Below are 19428 nucleotides of genomic sequence, written 5' to 3' on the forward strand. Positions count from 1 at the left end.
GCAGTTAGATGCAGAAAAACTAGCATAACATCTTTTTCCTTAATTTATGATAACCGGGAGCCAGAAATAAACGCCTAACACAATAATAAGGATGCAGACAATGTTCATCCAGAAACCGGCACGCACCATGTCAGAGATCTTCAGGACATCTGCACCAAATACCGCTGCATTGGGCGGTGTTGAGATAGGCAGCATAAATGCACATGAAGACGCAAGTGCAGCTACAGCCATTAATCCGTAAGGCTGAACACCGATTGCAAGGCCAAGACCGACTGTGATCGGAATAATCATGTTGGAAACCGCTGTATTAGACATGATTTCCGTCATAAACAAGATTGCTGCTGTTAAGATAATGATAATCAGCAAATATGGAAAAGCTTCAAGAAGATTTAATTTGCTTCCAATCCATTCTGTCAGTTTGGATGCAGAGAAACCTTCCGCAAGTGACAGCCCACCTCCGAATAATAAGAGCAGCCCCCAAGGCAGCTGTTTCATGTCATTCCACTCAAGGAGCCTTTCTCCTTTTTTGCTCGGAATCAAGAAAAGAAGCAGTGCTCCAAAAATGGCAATTGCAGTATCCGAGACAGCGAATGGCAAAATAAACTTAAACATCCATAAGAAAGCGGTTACTAAAAACACCATTCCTACCCACTTCTCCTCTGTACTCATGGAGCCAAGCGCCTTTAAGTCCTTTTTAATAAAATCTGTTTCCTTGCCGTTTTCAAATTCCACTTTAAATTGCAGCTTAGTCAGATAGAAATAAAGAATCACAAGCAAAATGACCGTGATTGGAAATCCAAATAAGAACCACTCAAAAAACATAATTTCCCGGTCGAGCATTTCCCGTGACATGGCAGCAAATACTGCATTCGGTACAGATCCAACAAGTGTCGCAAGCCCTCCTATAGAAGCGGCATACGCAACAGATAATAGAATGGACTTACTGAATTGGTGAAAGGATTCTCCTTTTAATATTTCCTTTGCTTTTACCTCTTTTATCAAGGCAAGCGCAACAGGAAGCATCATTAAGGCAGTTGCTGCGTTTGAGATCCACATGGAAAGAAAGGCTGTTGCTAAAATCATCCCAAGAACGATTCTATGACTCTCTGTCCCGATGATTTTTAAAATATATAGGGCAATCCGCTTATGTAAGTTCCATTTTTCAATCGCTATGGCGATAATAAATCCGCCCATGTACATAAAGACAGTCGGATTCCCGTAGGCTTTTGCAGCCGAATCAATATCAAGCCCGCCCATGATAGGCAAGAGGATCAGCGGCATTAACGATGCAGCCGGAATCGGGATTGCTTCGGTAATCCACCAGATGGCAATCCATGCTGTAACAGCCAGAACAGCTCGCGGAGCATGTGAAAGCTCTGCTTCAGGTATTAGGAAAAATAAGAGTAAAAAACTGATCGGCCCAAGAAACAAACCTATTAACTTGGGTGTTGTATACACTTTTGCTTTCATCATTTCTTCTCCACCTCCACCTTCCAATTTCTACAGGAACCTACAAATACCTTTATTTATTTCCAAGGAAATGTCGAATTGAGGTAAGGCTAGCGCACAAGCTGGACTAATCTCCTAAATTCCTAAATAAAAAAAAGAGAGGACATAAACTGCCTCTCTCCGTCTTACTTGTTTTGTTCAACATTCAGCTCAATTAAATTCCCATCCGGATCACAGCAGTAGATCTGATCAAAACCGCTCACTCCGTTTACATCTTCACGATATTCTATATGATGCTCAATAAGCCATTCTAAAGCTTCTTTATAATTACCGATCCTAAGTGCAAGATGACCTTCTCTGGAATTCAGGGTATGCTGCTTTCTCAGCGTTTGCGAATCTTCATCCACAATAAGATGAATCTGCTGTGAGCCGATTTCGTACCAGGCACCGTCAGAATCAAATGGCGGCCTTTCCAATTCTTTTAAACACAATATGTTTTCATAAAAATGCTTTGCCATCTCAAGATTGGTTACAGAAAGACTCACATGCTGAATAGATTGATTAAGAATCATAACAAACACCCCAATTAGTTTATAGTGTATTTCCTGCAGCAGGAATTGGATGCTCGGCCAGCAGCCTCGCCAAGTGAACTAAATTTAAACTCATCGTTCTCGTATTCTTGATAGTAAATGGGTTTTCTTTCCCTGCTTCCATGTAAGAAGGACCTGGACCTGCTTCTCCAACCCAATAGACATCGGCATTAGGCGGGATAAGAAATCCGATGTGCTGCATTCCGTATAAAATCGAACGGGCTGCTTCCTTCGCGCCATCTTCGTTTCCTGTTACAGCCACGCCTCCTACCTTATTATAATAAATAGACTGTCCTTTTGCATTCGTTTCACTGCTTGACGCATAAAGTCTTTCCATAACAAGAGAAGCAATGCTGCTCTTTTCTCCAAGCCAAAGGGGAGTGCCAATCACAACAATATCAGCATCGGCTATTTTCTTCATAATCAGAGGCCATTCATCGCCTCGTCCCATATCTTCTGCCATTCCAAATGCAATATTGTAGTCCGATATGCGCAATTCTTCCGTTTGAACATGTTCATTTACCATGTGTTTTTGCGATTGTCTCATTAAGGATTCCGTGTTGGAAGGTTCGTTTCCTTTTTTTAAAGAACAATTTAAGTAGAGAGCTTTCAGCATGATCCAGTCTCCTTTTCAATTCATTTATAGTAATCTATTTGCCTTTTTCTTATTCCATCAAACATTAAAAGCCTCCCGCTGCTGCTTGGGAGGCTTAAAGGTATTTCTTAGTTCCAGATGGCATCCGCCCATTCAGGGTGATCAATGAATGGATTCCGGTTATATTGATAGTCTTTGTAGATGATGTCGTTTCTTCTTCTTTCCCGTGCATCAACCGGATCTTGTCTGTGCCATTCAAGCAAAACAGACATTTTCCCATGCAGCGGAGCTGATCCGTTATTCACATTATTGTTCAGCTCAAGATCCACCTCGCCGCTGTCTCCTTCATAACGGACAGCCATGTAAAATAACATTCTGGCCACATCACCTTTAACAGCGTCTCTCGGCTCCCATGAATCAGAATCATAATAGTTACCTAAAGCTTCAGAGTGCTGTGTTCCTCCGTTATCAAAATCAAGATTGCCTCTTGAGCTGTTTACTGAAACATCCGTTGGTCTTAAATGATGGATATCGGTCCCGGCACCGGCACTTGTTCCAAAGTCGCCATGTGATTTCGCCCAAACGTGCTCTCTATTCCAATCATTCACATTTCCGCCGTTTGTAAGCTCGCTTTGTGATCTTCCAGTATATAGCAGGATGACGTTATTCGGATTGTTTGGGTCTTCATCTGTATTTCTGAGTGCTTCCCAGACATTGTCATAAGAAAGCTCTCTATGCTCGTCTATAATATTATGAAGTTCAGTCTTTAATGCTTCACCTGTTTTGCCGATGGCAGACTGATAATATGTGTCATCATAAGGAGATGGAGTCGGTTCCATTGGATCTCCCGGGTCCGTTGGATCAGTGGTTCCAGTTTGTTTTTCCATAGCTGCAGTACCCGTTATTCCTGTGTGCGAAAAATAGGCTGCAAGTTTTCCAGTTACTTTTATTTCCGTGCCTTTTAGAGAAGGGTTTGTTTTTAATCCAAATTGTGTTCTGAAAGAGGATGGTATTTGTACATAAATCATTTTAGTTGTACTTGTTTCTGATGGGGAATCCGCTAGAGCGAGTGCATAATCATTGGGATAGTTGCCTGTCACTACTGTGTTGGTGGCAGTCGGCTGGCCCACAACGTATCCTTTAACCGTTTTAACAGCAGCATTTTGATTGGCATTCGCCTGAGCAACAGAATATGGTGCTGTCCAAATCCCGTCCCCCGTTGAAGCTTGTGATGGCGAGACTTGAAACATAGGAATAAAAAAACTAAGCATCAGTGCCAGTTTTACGATCATTGCAGCATGTTTGTTTTTTAGCAAAATGGTATTCCTCCTCATTTATCTAATTGATTACGAAAATAGAATACTATGGAAACATTAACTATTTATGATGATTTTGTAAATTTACGTCATTATCCTGCTTTTTTGCAAAAGATGAGAGAATGAGACTAGTGCCCCCTGTATCAATAAGCACAAAAAAATACACCTCTGTCTGAAGTGCATCTTTTCCGCCTATTAGTGATTTTGATCTTTCATATGCCCAGCCTTGCGTTTATTTTTTCGTTTTACTCCAATTACGACAAAAACAAGTACGACAAACATCAGGATGACTCCGATATTTAAGAATCCGCCTATAAAAAGGAAGAAGTCCTTTAAAAATTCACTCATTTATTATCACCTCTTTTCCCTTTTTACCCCTATACGCAGATTAAAAACCCTTGTACAGAGAGTTTGAATGAATAGAAAAGAGGTATCAGTTTAAAATCACAAAGTTCTTCCATTCATATGGCAGAAGCATTTGATACTTGTCGGATAAAAAACGGTCATCAACAAGCACAATGGTTCCGGTATCTTTTTCAGAACGGATCAGTCTGCCGCCCGCCTGCAGCACTTTGTTCATCCCCGGGAAAACATAGGCATAGTCAAATCCGTTTTTTCCTGTCTGCTGAAAATAGGCTTTCATAATATTTCTCTCAAATCCTATCTGAGGCAAACCTACTCCAACAACGATGACCCCATTTAACCGGCTGCCTATCAGGTCAACACCTTCAGAAAAAATCCCTCCCATTACGGCAAATGCAATCATTGTCTTGCTGCTGTTTTCTTGGAATGCATCTAAAAAAGCTTCTCTCTCTGCTTCTGTCATCTGAGGCTGCTGAATCATCATTTCAAAAGGCGGATTCACCTCTGTCAAAGACTCATAAACTTCCTTCATATAAACGTAAGAAGGAAAAAAAATAAGGTGGTTTCCGCTTCGTTCTTCAAGCAGCTGTATAACCACTTGAGAGATTGGCTCCCTGCTTTTCTCCCTGTCATGATACCTGGTGGAAATCGGCTTAATAAAGACACCCAGGTTTTCTCTGGCAAATGGAGAGGGAATTTTCACTTGATAATCATCAGAAGTTCCTCCAAGCATGTCCATGTAAAAATGGATGGGAGAAAGCGTAGCTGAAAAATGGATACTTGAGCGAAACGGTTTTTTTATCTGTCCGAGAAGAAAAGACGGATCAAGACATAGCAGTTTAATCACCGTCTCTTTTCTATCAGCTTCTGCTGTCGTCACATATCTCTCATCATAGAGCTTCGACATTTTCATGAATGTCTGAGCCTGGAAATAGCAGTCCAGGAGAAGCTGCGACGGATTTCCCATTAAAAGCTCTTTCTCCGCTTCTTGGACAAAAGGATCCAGAAGTTCCAAAAGCTCATGAGGCAAATCCTTCATCAGCATCGGCTGATTTACAACTAGTTTCTTAAGGGCAACAAAATAATCATTTATGTTCTTCGCATGTTTAAAAATGCCGCCTCGTTTAACCTCTCTTTTCAGCTGAAGAAAATCCGATTTCCTTAAGTGTGCAGAAAACATCGCCCTCCCCCGGTCAACCAGATTATGAGCTTCGTCAATCAGCAGGACCGATTTTTTCTTTTGTTCATCGAAAAAACGTTTTAAGGAGACGCGCGGATCAAACACATAATTGTAATCACAAATCATGCCGTCTGAAGCAGATGCGAGATCTAATGAAAATTCAAAGGGACATACTGTATGTTTTAGTGCATATTCCTTAATGACATTTGATGTTAAACGGGTTTCATTTGAGAGGATATCAAGCACCGCTCCGTTAATCCTGTCATAGTAACCATTTGCAAATTCGCAGTAATCCTTTTGACAGCGGGTCTCATCCTTTAAACAAACTTTGTCCTTTGCTGTAATCGTAACCGTATTAAAGCACAGTCCCTTTGTTTCCATGTAAGAGAAGGTATCTTCTGCCGCTTTTCTTGTGATCGTTTTGGCCGTTAAGTAAAAGAGTTTATCTAATTTGCCTTCTCCCATGGCTTTCAAAGCCGGAAAGACGGTCGAAACGGTTTTGCCGATTCCGGTTGAAGCTTGAGCGAATAAGTCCGTCTTGTCGCTGATTGCTTTATAGACAGTTCCAGCAAGCTTTCTTTGACCCTCTCTATATCTTTCAAAAGGAAAAGATAACTCTTCAATACTTTTATCCCGTTTCTTTTGATGCCTGGCTCTCAATTCAGCATAGGGAGAATAGGCTTTTACCAATTCTTTCATGAAAGAATCAAGATCTTCAGACGAAAACGTGTTCCTGAATATGACTTGTTCACCTGACTGTACACTCACATAAGTCAGCTGCACCCCGATTTGATCAAGTTCTCTTTCTTTTAAAACAACATATGCGTAGCATTTCGCCTGAGCCCAGTGAACCGGATGTGAATCCTCTTTTAATAAAGAAAGTTCACCGGCAGTTGATTTTATTTCATCAATATATGGCATTTCTTCAGATAACAAAAGACCGTCACATCTCCCATCAATTAGAAAAGAAAGATGATTATGCAGGATGACAGTCTGTAAAAATACTTCTTTTTGATCCGCTTCCCCATAGGTTTTCTGAATCGCCTGATGTGCTTTTATTCCTTCTGTCATCGTTGCTGAAGTCCTGAACCTTGAATCTATGCTTCCCGCTCTGAAAACATATTCTACTAGTGCTCTGACTGATATATGCACTTCGTTCATTCGGCATCACCTATTATTAGTTTATCAGTTAGCTTATGAGATAAAAAGAAATCGCCCACCAAAAGATGAGCGATTTCTTAATAATTAACAGCAGCGCGAAACCTTGCCGCCTTTTGCGTTGTAGCGTGCTTCCTGTGTCTCGCAGAAAAATTCCTTTCTGCTTTGGACCGGCTGATTTGGGTGATGGATCATCATATGCTCCACATATTTTTCATAGCTTGGAACACCCGCGAGCAAACTGATAAACTGTTTTCTGAACTTAAGGATGGATGACAGTTTCTTATACATGGTGGCTTATGCCTCCTTCGGATCTCTCAATATACGGCGCCTCGTGCAAAGTAGTCTCCTTGTTCGTCAATACCTTTATCCAGATGCGGATAGCGGAAATCAAGACAGCTATTACTACAATCATAAAGATGGCGCAAAGGGCCGCATCCACGTAGTCATTTATCAATACCTGCTTCATCTGGTCCGCATTCGCAGCAGGTGCGAGCACCTCTCCTTTATCAAGAGCCCCTTTAAACAGATTTGCATGTGACAGGAATCCAATCTTCGGATTTTCATGGAAAAGCTTTTGCCATCCGGCTGTCATGGTCACGATTAAAATCCAAGTCGTCGGAACAAGAGTGATCCAAACGTAAGCTTTTTTGCCCATTTTGAAAAGAATTGTCGTTCCAAGAAGCAACGCAATTCCTGCCAGCATCTGATTGGCGATGCCAAACAGCGGCCACAGTGTGTTAATCCCGCCTAACGGATCGATAACACCCTGGTAGAGGAAATATCCCCATCCAAAAACACAAAGTGCAGTTGCAAGAATATTTGCCGGAAGATATTCTGTTCTGGCCAAAGGTTTATATATATGACCCAATAAATCCTGAATCATAAAGCGCCCGACCCTTGTTCCCGCATCAATGGTTGTCAGAATAAATAAGGCTTCAAACAGGATGGCGAAATGGTACCAGAAAGCCATAAGAGCTTTACCGCCAATGACTTCAGAAAAGATATAAGCCATTCCGATGGCAAGCGTCGGAGCCCCTCCAGTTCTTGAGAGAACCGTCTCTTCCCCAACATCATCTGCAAGCGCTATCAAATCATCTGGCGTTATTGTAAAACCCCAGCTCGAAACAGTTGCTGCGGCCTGGACAGCTTCCGTGCCAATCAGGGCAGGCGGACTATTAATAGCAAAATAGATACCTGGCGTAAGCACACATGCTGCAATCATCGCCATAACAGCAACAAAGGATTCTGTCAGCATGGCGCCGTATCCGATCGGCCGCGCATGTGATTCTCTTTCGATCATTTTCGGCGTAGTACCGGAAGATACTAGAGCATGGAAGCCGGAAACAGCACCGCATGCGATTGTGATAAATAAAAACGGGAACATATTACCTGCAAACACAGGGCCTGTGCCATCTATAAATGGTGTAACAGACGGCATCTGCAGGTCTGGAGCTACAACGATAATTCCAAGTGCAAGACCGACAATCGTTCCGACTTTCAAGAATGTACTCAGATAGTCCCGTGGCGCAAGCAGCAGCCAAACCGGCAAAACAGAAGCAATGAAACCGTATACAATCATTAAAATAGCAATCGTTTCACCTTTATATGTAAACATCTTGGCAAGTTCCGGATTTTCGGCAACATGCTGTCCGAGGAAGATCGATAAAAGAAGAAGAACGACCCCGATTATAGAACCTTCTCCAACTCTTCCTGGCCGAATATATCTCATATATATGCCCATGAATACAGCAATCGGAATCGTAGCTGCAATCGTAAACATACCCCATGGACTTCCTACAAGCGCTTTCACAACAACGAGAGCGAGTACAGCTAATAAAATAATCATAATTCCAAGTATACCGACCATGGCAATGATTCCCGTTACCCTGCCCATTTCCTCTTTAATCATTTCCCCTAATGATTTTCCTTTTCGGCGCATAGAACCAAACAAAATAATGAAATCCTGCACGGCTCCGGCAAGGATAACCCCGACAATAATCCAGATCGTCCCCGGCAAATAACCCATTTGTGCAGCGAGTATAGGTCCTACCAGCGGTCCAGCTCCGGCGATGGCAGCAAAGTGATGACCAAACAATACCCATTTGTTTGTCGGCACATAATCCTTGCCGTCATTGTGTGTTTCAGCAGGCGTTTCCCGCTTGTCATCAAGCTCAAATACTTTATTAGCAATAAAACGGCTGTAAAAACGGTAAGCAACCGCATACGAACAAACAGCTGCTGTCAGCAGCCAAATGGCGTTAATGCTCTCCCCCTGATTGAGAGCGATGACTGCAAATCCTGCAGCTCCCAGTGCGGAGACTAACCCCCAAATAATTATCGATCTTAAAGCCTTCATCTGCCATCATCCCTTCTGTAACATACAAACTTATTATACGTTTGATGTCTGAATTTTTAAATAATTATTTAGTAGGTTAATAGTAGGATTTTAGATGGGGTTTAATAAAAGAAAAAACCACAGTATGATTCTACTGTGGAGCACCTCGCTTATTTTTGTTTTTAATCGGAAGAATCATGGTTACCTCAGTGCCGGAACCAAGCTCGCTCTTATAAGCTACTCTTCCTTTCATCGTTTCAATAATGCGCAGAGACACGGTTGTTCCAAGACCGGTTCCTTTATCCTTGGTAGAATAAAAAACAGTGCCGATTTTGGAAAGCTGATCCGCGGTCATGCCTTTGCCTGTATCTGAAATGACAGTATGCGCATGTCCGCTTTTAAAAAAGAGCTGCACCCTGACTTTCCCCCCTTCAGGAGTCGCTTCAATGGCATTTTTAATCAGATTGACAAGAGCCTGTTTAAGCTGGCTTCGATCGGTTTCAATATAAAGACCCGGCTGCAGCTGGCAGGATAACCTCACCCCTTGCTTTACTGCAAGCGCATTCAATAAATAGACAACACTATGTATTACTTCTGAAAGCTGAAATTCTTCTATTTTTTTCAGCTTCGGCTTAGCAAAATTCAAGTAATCATTCAGAATGGACTCGGCTCGGCCAATCTCACTCAAAATCAAACGCATATATTGCTCATCATTCTTCTTTTCTTTTTCCATCAGCTGCAAAAAACCTTTTACAACGGTCAGCGGATTACGGACCTCGTGCGCTATGGATGCGGCAAGCTCCCCGATCGTATTAAGCTTTTCCGTACGGATAATCTCCTGTTTCATCATCTTCCGCTCAATGCCTGCTTCAAGCAGTTTAGCAGCTATCCCAATGGCAATAACTTGTAAAATCCCGAAGATGAACACATAAAATAATAGTTTCTTACTGCTGGTGAAGGTGTAATCAGATGTGATTAAAAAAGAAAGCAGAATGCAAAGCTGGACAACAGCAGGCCAAAATCCAATAATGATTGAAAGCTGAATCCTTTTTTTAGGCTTATACTTTCTGAAGCGCTTTGAAAACAGGAAAGGTCCAATCAGTGCGAGAAAGGCGCTTATATATCCAAACAAAATTGCTTCCCCGCCTACGTATGTTCTTGCGAGCAAAATGAAGATGAAGACAATCAAGCCGGCAGCAGGACCTCCATAAAGCAATGCGAGGACCATTGGGACATATCTTAAATCCCAATAAAGACCATAATCATAAAACGAGAAGATCATGCACAAAAATGAAGCGATTCCGTATATAATTCCGGAGAAGTAAGGTGATGCCGTAATGCGCTTGTTTTCAAGAATAACCGTATAAATTAAGACAGGAACCAAAACGATCAAAACGTGTAATGTTAACTTCTCTGCAAGCATCGTAATTTCCCCAATTATATTTGTGTTATTAGTTCTTATTCGACAAAAACCGCATAACTCCTCTTTGTTTTTCGAATTAACACACTATTTAAACAAACGTTTAATTGATGTTTTAAATCCCAGTAAAACAGGTATCTGTACAAACATGGAGGTGTTTTTGGCATGACCGAAAAGAATAAACAAAAACAGGATAACCCTGAGCAAATTCCAGGCCGTGACGGAAAAACATTGATCGAACGAGAAAATGAAATGACTGTTGATGCAATCCCCACTGAAGAAGTAAAAATCGGACTGCAAGATGAGAAAAAGAAACATAAAACTAAAAATCAATCTTCAAGTGATTAATCTTTCAGCCCAGATAGCACAAATCTCTCAATTTCCTACCTGCCTTATATAAAAATCCTCCCGCTTCTAAGCAGGAGGATTTTTTATGACTCATTTCATTCCAGTATTAGCCTTCACAAGAATCTCATCAAATTTCTTCGCATCTTCTTTTTTGCTTGAAACGATCGTTCCGATGTAAGCCCCAAGGAATCCAAGCGGGATTGAAACAATCCCCGGATTAGACAGGCTGAACAATGGCTCTCCAACGAAAATCGCTGCTCCGGCCTCTGGTGACCATACATTCGGACTGAGGGCTACAAGAATCAGCGAACTGAACAAACCAGTCAGCATTCCCGTAACTGCTCCTGCTGTATTAAATCGTTTCCAGAAAATCGTCAGCAAGAGAATCGGCAGGTTTGCGCTTGCTGCGACAGCAAAGGCCAGTGCAACTAAAAATGCTACGTTCATGTTCTGAGCAAACAATGCGAGAAGAATTGAAAGAACAGCCACACCGATGGATGCCCATCTGGCTGCCACAACCTGCTCTTTCTCCGTTGCTTCTCCCCGGCGAAGAATATGGCTGTAAAAGTCATGGGCAAATGCAGAAGCAGCTGACAGCACTAGTCCCGCTACAACAGCGAGTATGGTTGCGAATGCCACTGCTGAAACAAAGGCAAATAAGAAATCTCCGCCAATCGCTTCTGCAAGCAATGGTGCTGCCATGTTCCCGGCTGAATTGGCAGCTACAATATTGTCATAGCCGACAAACGCTGCAGCTCCAAAACCTAAAAAGACAGTCATTACATAAAATGCACCGATAATCCATGTTGCATAAACAACGGATTTCCGAGCTGTAATGGCATCCTTCACGGTAAAGAAACGAATCAGGATATGAGGAAGTCCGGCTGTTCCAAGCACAAGCGCCAGATTCAGCGAAATCGTATCCAGCGGATTCTTAAACTTGTTCCCTGGATTCAAAAAGCTCTCACCAAGCGGTGTCGCCGTCTGCATCTCAGAAAACATTTTCATGATGCTGAAATCGAATTTAGCAAACACAATCACCGAAATAATAAATGTACCAATCATAAGAAGAACAGCTTTTACAATCTGCACCCAGCTCGTAGCAGTCATTCCTCCGAATACAACATAGATGGTCATCAGCGTTCCGACAATCAAAACAGAATACACATAATCAATGCCAAGCAGCAGATGAATAAGGCCTCCTGCACCTACTAGCTGCGCAATCATATAAAAGATCGAAATAGAGATCGTATTCAGCGCCGCAACGCCGCGCACCTTACTATTATTAAACCTTGCCGCTATCATGTCAGCCATTGTGTATTTCCCCAAATTTCTAAGAGGTTCAGCCACTATGTATAACACCACAAGATACGCAACTAAAAATCCTATGCTGTAAAAGAATCCGTCAAATCCAGAAAGCGCTATCATTCCTGCGATCCCTAAAAAAGAGGCAGCTGACATGTAGTCACCAGCAATGGCAAGGCCATTTTGAAAGCCAGTTAAACTGCTGTCTGCGGTATAAAAATCACTGGTAGTCTTTGTACGCTTAGAGGCAAAATAAGTGATAAATAATGTCATAATTACGATTCCTAAAAAGAGAGAAAATGCCAGCATGTTCATTGTAAGTGTCCTCCTTTACCTTTTTGCCTCGGCTTTAATTTCTTCTACAATCTGATCAAACTTCTTTGCCCGGCTGGAATAAAGCATACAGAAAGTCCAAGTCATAATAAATTGCGCAAAAGCGAAGACCCATGCCCAGCTGATCGGGCCGACTGCATACTCATTCAGTACAGTTGAATAAGCCGTTAATACCGGCAATGTAAAATAAAAGGCTAAGAAAAATAAAGACATTGGCAAGATAAAACTTCTTTTTGCCTGAAGCAGTTTTTGAAAGGATTCTGACTGAACAATTTTGGTGTAATCGACTGAGGACTGTGCGGACTTTAATTGCTGCTTTTCATTACTCACTACCTGTTCCCCCTTTAGTTAATAGTTTTGGCTGTTTTCGCGTAAACTGTTGTTTTTGATTATAAATGTTGTCCGTTGCTTTCCGCGGTCCGGGTGGGAGCCTCCTCGGCATGCCTGCGGGTCTCCCATTTTCCTCTATTTCCCGCAGGAGTAAAGTGCCTTACGCTACAATCCACTTAGGTTTTAACATTTAGTCTAAAAGCAACAAAGTTTACGAAAAGAGCCAAAGTTTTAAAAACCAAACCCTCCTTAATTCCAAATTTTTCACACTCTCATTATATATTTATCTGAAAAATATGTAAATTTAGATAACTTATTTTTTAAAAATAACCTCCTTTAGACTCATTCAAAGATAGATATAATTCAGAAGGTAGACTAAAATAAGAAAGATTACTGCATTCTATTATCGGTGAAAGCTGTTAAGGAGGATACGATGGAGAAAAAGAATACACTTCCAACCCGCAAGCTGCTTGGAATTGCAGGACTTGGCTGGCTTTTTGATGCCATGGACGTTGGAATGCTCTCATTTATTATAGCCGCGCTTCAATCGGAATGGGATTTAAACGTGAAACAAATGGCCTGGATCGGCAGCATGAATTCAATCGGAATGGCTGTCGGCGCCCTCGTCTTTGGATTATTATCTGACCGGATCGGACGAAAACATGTTTTTATTATTACATTGCTCCTCTTTTCAATCGGGAGCGGACTGTCTGCTTTTACAACGACATTAACCGCCTTCCTCATATTAAGGTTTTTTGTTGGAATGGGCCTTGGAGGGGAACTTCCTGTTGCTTCAACACTAGTATCTGAAAGTGTAGCACCTGAAAAGCGGGGACGAATTGTTGTCCTGCTTGAAAGCTTCTGGGCTGCAGGCTGGCTTATTGCTGCACTTATCTCATATTTTGTTATTCCTAGCTACGGTTGGCAAACGGCTCTGCTTCTAAGTGCGCTGCCTGCATTTTATGCACTGTACTTACGAATCAAGCTTCCGGACTCTCCCCAGTTTTTAGCGATCAAGAAAGAACAGAAGCCTTCCATAATGGAAAATATCAAAACGGTTTGGTCCAAGGATTACATCCGTCAGACGACTATGCTTTGGATACTTTGGTTCTGTGTCGTCTTTTCTTACTACGGCATGTTTTTATGGCTGCCAAGTGTCATGGTTCTGAAAGGCTTCAGTTTAATTAAAAGCTTCCAGTATGTACTAATTATGACTCTTGCTCAGTTACCGGGCTATTTTACAGCAGCATGGTTTATAGAGAAATTCGGAAGGAAATTTGTTTTAACGACTTATTTAGTCGGTACAGCAATCAGCGCTTATTTCTTTGGAACGGCAGAATCACTCACCCTGCTGCTTACATCAGGAATATTCCTTTCATTCTTTAACTTAGGAGCTTGGGGCGCGCTTTACGCCTATACCCCAGAGCAATATCCGACAGCCGTCAGAGGAACAGGCGCCGGCATGGCAGCCTCTTTCGGCCGCATCGGCGGAATCTTAGGACCGCTGCTTGTGGGATACCTCGTTGCGGCAGAATCATCCATTACATCGATCTTCTCGATTTTCTGCGTATCCATATTAGTCGGGGTGCTTGCTGTCCTGATTCTTGGAAAAGAAACGAAGGCAAAAGTACTGGATTAAAAGAAAAGGTTGAACATAGACGCTCTGAGACTATATACATTTTCATACTATGAATAAAACCTTCCGGAGCATCCGGAAGGTTTTTGTCTTCTTATTCTTTTTCAGCAAGTACATCCGCAAATGCTTTAACATAAGGAGGCAAATCTGGCGGTCTTCTGCTTGATACGATGTGTCCATCAACAATAACCGCTTCGTCATGCCACGTTGCACCTGCATTCTCCATATCGTCTTTGATGCCTGGTGTACTTGTTACATTTCTGCCTTCAAGGATTTTGGCTGATATCAAAACCCAGCCTGCATGACAGATCTGTCCAATCGGCTTTTCTTTTTCGTGCATGTCCTTCACCATTTGAAGAACCTCTGGATATCTTCTTAATTTATCAGGCGCCCATCCTCCGGGAACCAAAATGGCGTCATAGTCTTCCGAACGGATATCGCCGAATGCATAATCCGATGTTGCCGGAACGCCATACTTTCCAATATAGGTTTCGCCTGCTTTTTCGCCTACTAAGTGAACTTCAGCCCCTTCTTCCTGTAAACGAAGCACAGGGTACCATAATTCAAGATCTTCAAAATCGGCGCTGACCAGCGCAATGACTTTTTTATTTGATAAACGCATTGTCCCACCTCCAGTTTCAGTATAGCATGACCGTTTCTCTAATTAAAAACTGAGGTCTTATACGACCTCGTCTTTCAGCTGACTTTGATAGAGACCGTAATAAAATCCTTTTTCTTGAAGAAGAGACTCATGGCTTCCTCTTTCAATCAGTGCACCATTCTCAAGCACGAGAATCTGATCCGCTTTTTGAATGGTATTCAGCCTGTGTGCGATCACAAAACTTGTTCTGCCTTTCATCAATCTCTGAAGGGCTTCCTGGATTTTGAGCTCTGTAATCGTATCAATGCTGCTTGTCGCTTCATCTAGTACAAGGATAACAGGACTTGAAAGGATCGCTCTTGCGATGGATATCAGCTGTTTTTGACCCTGGCTGATTCCGCTTCCATCCTGTGTGAGAACCGTTTCATATTGATTTTTTGATTTCATGATAAAAGAATGGGCATTTGCTTCTTTTGCAGCTCGGATCACTTCTTCATCCGCGGCATCCAAACGGCCGTACCGAATGTTTTCCATAATGGTTCCTTTAAACAGGAATGGATCCTGGAGGACAAACGCCATGTGCTCTCTCAGACTGCTCCGCCTGATTTTCGTGCTTTCCGTTCCATCAATCAGAATCTTTCCATCATCAGGATCGTAAAATCGGGATAACAGGTTGATCATTGTTGTTTTTCCTGCACCGGTAGGTCCGACGATAGCCACCGTTTCACCGGGAGATGCTGTAAAGCTCAAGTTTTGAACCGTCTGCTGTTCTTCTTCATAAGAGAAAGAGACCCGGTCAAAGATTACTTCTCCTTTCACATCCTGAAGGCTTGAAGCATCTTTCTCATCCTTCATTTCTGCGTCTTCATCCAGAATTTCAAATACTCTCTCAGCACCTGCTACAGCAGACAGAATCGTATTGAACTGATTCGCAAGCTCATTCAAAGGTCTTGTGAACTGTCTGGAGTATTCAGTAAAAATCACGATGACCCCGATTGTGACTAGACCATTCAGAGCGAGAATGCCCCCCACTCCTGCTATCACCGCAAAACTTAAATTGTTCAGGACGTTCATCAGCTTCGGAATAAAGCCAGATATCGTCTGAGCCCAGAACCCTGCTCCTTTAAGCCGCTGACTCTTTTCCAGGAACTCCGAAATCACTTTTTGCTCCTGTGAAAACGTCTTGACGATACGCTGGCCTGAAATGGTTTCTTCAATATAGCCATTAAGATTTCCCAAGTTCCGCTGCTGTGCTTTGAATAACTTTCCTGTTCTATTTGTGATCCACCTCATCCCAAAGAACATTATTGGGATGATGGTAAGAGTGATTAGCGTAAGCAGCGGACTCAGCCAGAGCATGACTGCTATTGTTCCTGCAAGTGTCAGGATACTTGAGAAAATTTGAATAACAGAACTGTTCAAGGTCGAACTGACATTTTCAATATCATTTGTTATCCTGCTCATCAGTTCCCCGTGCTGCCGTTTATCAAAGTACGAAATCGGCAGACTATGCAGATGACGGAAAAGCTGTGTTCTCATCGTAAAAACCGTATTTTGCGCGATGCCGATCATCCAGATGTTCTGCAGCAGCAGAGAGATGGACTGAACGATATAGATACCAACTAGGGCAATCAGCAATTTCACAAATCCGCTGCTTTCTTTTGTCACGATAAAATCATCAATGACTGTCCCTATTAAATAAGGACCAAGCAGCGCCAAAGCAGAACTGAGCACCACCATCAGGAGAACCAGGCTGAGCAGGCCTTTATTCAAAGAAAGATACGACCAGACTCTTGTAATCGTCGCAAACCAGTTTTTGGGTTTCACCGTTTTTTTCTGAACAGGTTCGTCCTGTTTTACTTTTGGATACTTGAATGGCTTACTTAGCTCTTTGAACATCCTGCAGGGCCTCCTCTCCAAACTGGGATTCATAGATGCGCTGATACAGCGGAGACTCTTCCATTAATTCATGATGAGAGCCCTGAGCGAGAATTTCCCCGTCATCCAGCAGGAGGATCTGGCTCGCTTCCATAGCCGTGCTGATTTTTTGTGTAATGATAAAGATCGTGCATTCATATGCTTTTATCCCCTTTAAAAGCTTTGCCTCTGTTGCTAAATCAAGAGCGCTTGTGCTGTCATCAAGCAGAAGAATTTTAGGCTTGCGGACAAGTGCTCTTGCTATCGAAAGTCTTTGTTTTTGACCTCCGGAAAGATTGACTCCTTTTTGACCGACTCTTGTATCATAGCCGTCAGGGAGTCTTTCAATGGTTTCATGAATCTGTGCATTTATGGCCGCTTCCTTTATTTCTTCAAGTGATGCTCCTTCTTTACCCCAAGCAATATTCTCTCTGATCGATCCTGTGAATAAAAGAGACTCCTGCGGAACAAAACCAATTTGTCCCCTCAGACTTTCAAGCTTCATATCCAGTAAGTTCTTACCATCAATGTAAATCTCCCCGCCAGACACATCATAAAGCCTTGGTATCAGATTGAAAATAGACGATTTCCCTGAGCCCGTTGCACCAAGCAGGGCAATCGTCTCACCTGCATTCACAGTAAAGGAAAGGTTATTCAGAACAGCCGTATTCGTTCCCGGATAAATAAAAGAAACGGATTTAAATTCAATTTCTCCTTTTTCAATCACACTTGTTTCTTCTGCGTCAAGCGAATCAGTCAAATCAGCTTCTGTATCTAAAACCTCATTAATGCGTCCGGCTGATGCTTTTGCACGTGAAAAAGCCATGATGATAAAAGAAAAAATGGATAAAACAGAGGATATTCGCAGCGCATAGTTTACAATCGCCACTACTTCCCCAACCTTTGCATCCCCTGTGCCGACATTGATGCTGCCAAACCACAGAATGGCGAGGATACTGATATTCATGACTAATAATAAGACAGGCATGGCAATTTCCATCAGCCTTAGTGCTGAAACGGTCCCGCTTTTCAACTCTTCATTTGCTTGCGTAAATCTTGAGACTTCATAGTTTCTTCTCAAAAATGCCTTAATAATCCGCATTCCAGTCAGGTTCTCCTGCATGACACCGTTAACAGAATCTAGCCGGTCCTGAACAGCTTTGAACAGGCCGCTGCCTTTTTTCATCATCCATACTAGAAATCCTATTAAAAGGGGAATCGAAATTAAGAGAATGAGGGCCAGCTTAAAATTGACGATTAGAGCCATGATCGTTCCCCCTACTATTAAAAGGGGCGCACGGAGCATGATCCGCAGGCTCATAAAGATCGTATTCTGAAGCTGAGTCACGTCATTTGTCATCCTCGTAATCAGAGATGAAGTAGGAAACAGGCTGAAATTTGCAAAAGAAAAGGACTGAACCTTCTCAAATAAACCTTTGCGTACATCATATCCGAAGCTCTGACTGACATGAGCCGCATAAAAGGAATTTGTCACACCAGCAGCAAATGCCGCAATGGAAATCCCGACCATGACGCTTCCCCAATAGATGACAACAGATAAGTCATTTTTCAAGATGCCATCATCAATTATTTTCGCCATTAACAGCGGATGCAGCAGCTCTACCCCAAGTTCAATCAGCATCAGGGTCAGGGCCACACCCATCGCAAGACGGTAAGGCTTTAGCAAAGAAAACACTTTCGACATACGGCTGCCTCCAAACATTGCATCATTCTATGTACTTATTTAGCCAGACTAATATCTTGAATTTCATTTATTCTATCATACTCTTTATTGGTTAAAATTTGAATATTTAGATTTCCATTCCTGTTTTTGACCTCATCTAAAAAAGATACGCTGAGATGAGCGTATCCATTAGTAGGCAAGACCAGCTGATGTATGAATAAAACCTTTTTGAATCCATGCCTTCACTAAGAAATGAGCAACGTCGGCTCTGGCGATTTTCCTTCCCCCTTCAGGAATCCCCTCCTGCGCGATCCGATAGTTTTTTGTCAGGGGTCCATCAATAAGCTGCATGGGCCTTGCAACCGTCCAGTCAAACTCGGTTTCCCGAATTCTTTTTACAGCGTCTGCATGATCTCTTAACACATTTTTCAAAATGAGTTTTTGTGTCAGAAAGCCTGTAATGCCCGGGATTTCTTGATGGATGCCTGCAGAGGCAACATATAAAATCCGGTTAACAGAATGTTTTTTCATCCCGGATAAAATGTTTACTGTCATCTCTGTCAATACGGACGACTTTCCCAGACCTTCTCCGCCAAGACAAGAGGCAATGGCATCATGCCCGTTAATTGCAGCTTCTGTTTCTTCCTTATTCAGCGCGTTTCCTTTCACAACAGCAAGACGCTCATGTTCCAGACTGAATGCTTCCGGAGATCGTACAAAAGCAGTGACTTCATGTCCCGCAGCAAGCGTCTGGGCAACCATGTGCCTTCCGGTTTTTCCGCTTGCACCAAATATGATCAGCTTCATCATGATCCCACCTGTCTCAGATTCTTACTATTTATTAATCACTTTTATAAGCAGCCTG

At 42.4% G+C, this 19428-nt stretch carries 17 protein-coding genes; 2 read left to right on the forward strand and 15 right to left on the reverse strand.

Features of this window, described 5'->3' with window-relative positions:
• Positions 1-39 precede the first annotated feature (39 nt).
• The 9 genes from GJU41_RS13625 to GJU41_RS13665 all read right to left on the reverse strand — a co-directional run bounded on the left by GJU41_RS13625 (position 40) and on the right by GJU41_RS13665 (position 10412).
• Positions 40-1470 (reverse strand): SLC13 family permease, encoded by a 1431-nt coding sequence (locus tag GJU41_RS13625; protein WP_070879746.1) that lies wholly within the window; start codon positions 1468-1470, stop codon positions 40-42.
• 164 nt (positions 1471-1634) lie between these two features.
• On the reverse strand, positions 1635-2021 hold the full coding sequence (locus GJU41_RS13630; RefSeq protein ID WP_070879639.1) for a VOC family protein: 387 nt from the start codon (positions 2019-2021) through the stop codon (positions 1635-1637).
• Positions 2022-2040: 19 nt separating this feature from the next.
• Positions 2041-2655: a flavodoxin family protein gene (locus GJU41_RS13635; RefSeq protein WP_070879638.1), complete on the reverse strand. Its 615-nt coding sequence runs from the start codon at positions 2653-2655 to the stop codon at positions 2041-2043.
• A gap of 107 nt (positions 2656-2762) precedes the next feature.
• On the reverse strand, positions 2763-3884 hold the full coding sequence (locus GJU41_RS13640) for an endonuclease (protein ID WP_396653225.1): 1122 nt from the start codon (positions 3882-3884) through the stop codon (positions 2763-2765).
• Positions 3885-4145: 261 nt separating this feature from the next.
• Positions 4146-4298, reverse strand: coding sequence for a hypothetical protein (locus GJU41_RS13645; protein WP_083328397.1), 153 nt, complete (start codon positions 4296-4298; stop codon positions 4146-4148).
• An 85-nt stretch (positions 4299-4383) separates the two neighbouring features.
• Positions 4384-6654 carry an ATP-dependent DNA helicase gene (locus GJU41_RS13650; protein WP_154318962.1) on the reverse strand — a complete coding sequence of 757 codons (2271 nt, stop codon included), beginning with the start codon at positions 6652-6654 and terminating at the stop codon, positions 4384-4386.
• 84 nt (positions 6655-6738) lie between these two features.
• Positions 6739-6942 (reverse strand): YbdD/YjiX family protein, encoded by a 204-nt coding sequence (locus GJU41_RS13655; RefSeq protein WP_154318964.1) that lies wholly within the window; start codon positions 6940-6942, stop codon positions 6739-6741.
• The gene (locus GJU41_RS13660; RefSeq protein ID WP_070879634.1) at positions 6935-9010 is read right to left on the reverse strand and encodes a carbon starvation CstA family protein; all 2076 of its coding nucleotides are present in this window, start codon (positions 9008-9010) and stop codon (positions 6935-6937) included. Before GJU41_RS13660 ends, GJU41_RS13655 begins: the two co-directional genes overlap by 8 nt.
• A 130-nt stretch (positions 9011-9140) precedes the next feature.
• The gene (locus GJU41_RS13665) at positions 9141-10412 is read right to left on the reverse strand and encodes an ATP-binding protein (protein ID WP_070879633.1); all 1272 of its coding nucleotides are present in this window, start codon (positions 10410-10412) and stop codon (positions 9141-9143) included.
• 162 nt (positions 10413-10574) lie between these two features.
• Here GJU41_RS13665 and GJU41_RS13670 point away from each other — a divergent pair, with 162 nt between their 5' ends.
• Complete coding sequence (locus tag GJU41_RS13670) at positions 10575-10757, forward strand: hypothetical protein (protein WP_070879632.1); 183 nt, start codon at positions 10575-10577, stop codon at positions 10755-10757.
• Between the two features lie 90 nt (positions 10758-10847).
• On the opposite strand, the gene GJU41_RS13675 is transcribed toward GJU41_RS13670, so the two are convergent.
• Positions 10848-12377 carry a solute symporter family protein gene (locus GJU41_RS13675; RefSeq protein ID WP_154318965.1) on the reverse strand — a complete coding sequence of 510 codons (1530 nt, stop codon included), beginning with the start codon at positions 12375-12377 and terminating at the stop codon, positions 10848-10850.
• A gap of 15 nt (positions 12378-12392) precedes the next feature.
• Positions 12393-12725 (reverse strand): DUF485 domain-containing protein, encoded by a 333-nt coding sequence (locus tag GJU41_RS13680; RefSeq protein WP_070879630.1) that lies wholly within the window; start codon positions 12723-12725, stop codon positions 12393-12395.
• A 433-nt stretch (positions 12726-13158) separates the two neighbouring features.
• Between GJU41_RS13680 and GJU41_RS13685 the strand changes: the two genes are divergently transcribed.
• On the forward strand, positions 13159-14364 hold the full coding sequence (locus tag GJU41_RS13685) for an MFS transporter (RefSeq protein ID WP_070879629.1): 1206 nt from the start codon (positions 13159-13161) through the stop codon (positions 14362-14364).
• A 91-nt stretch (positions 14365-14455) separates the two neighbouring features.
• Here GJU41_RS13685 and GJU41_RS13690 read toward each other — a convergent pair whose 3' ends face one another.
• The 4 genes from GJU41_RS13690 to GJU41_RS13705 all read right to left on the reverse strand — a co-directional run bounded on the left by GJU41_RS13690 (position 14456) and on the right by GJU41_RS13705 (position 19373).
• Positions 14456-14983, reverse strand: coding sequence for a type 1 glutamine amidotransferase domain-containing protein (locus GJU41_RS13690; protein WP_070879628.1), 528 nt, complete (start codon positions 14981-14983; stop codon positions 14456-14458).
• A 57-nt stretch (positions 14984-15040) separates the two neighbouring features.
• Complete coding sequence (locus tag GJU41_RS13695) at positions 15041-16861, reverse strand: ABC transporter ATP-binding protein (RefSeq protein ID WP_154318967.1); 1821 nt, start codon at positions 16859-16861, stop codon at positions 15041-15043.
• Positions 16842-18584 carry an ABC transporter ATP-binding protein gene (locus tag GJU41_RS13700; protein WP_154318969.1) on the reverse strand — a complete coding sequence of 581 codons (1743 nt, stop codon included), beginning with the start codon at positions 18582-18584 and terminating at the stop codon, positions 16842-16844. The genes GJU41_RS13695 and GJU41_RS13700 overlap by 20 nt, the downstream gene beginning before the upstream one ends.
• A gap of 168 nt (positions 18585-18752) precedes the next feature.
• On the reverse strand, positions 18753-19373 hold the full coding sequence (locus GJU41_RS13705; RefSeq protein ID WP_224771429.1) for an NAD(P)-dependent oxidoreductase: 621 nt from the start codon (positions 19371-19373) through the stop codon (positions 18753-18755).
• Positions 19374-19428 lie beyond the last annotated feature (55 nt).

It is taken from the genome of Metabacillus idriensis, assembly GCF_009674765.1.
GTDB classification, from domain to species: Bacteria; Bacillota; Bacilli; order Bacillales; family Bacillaceae; genus Bacillus_P; species Bacillus_P idriensis.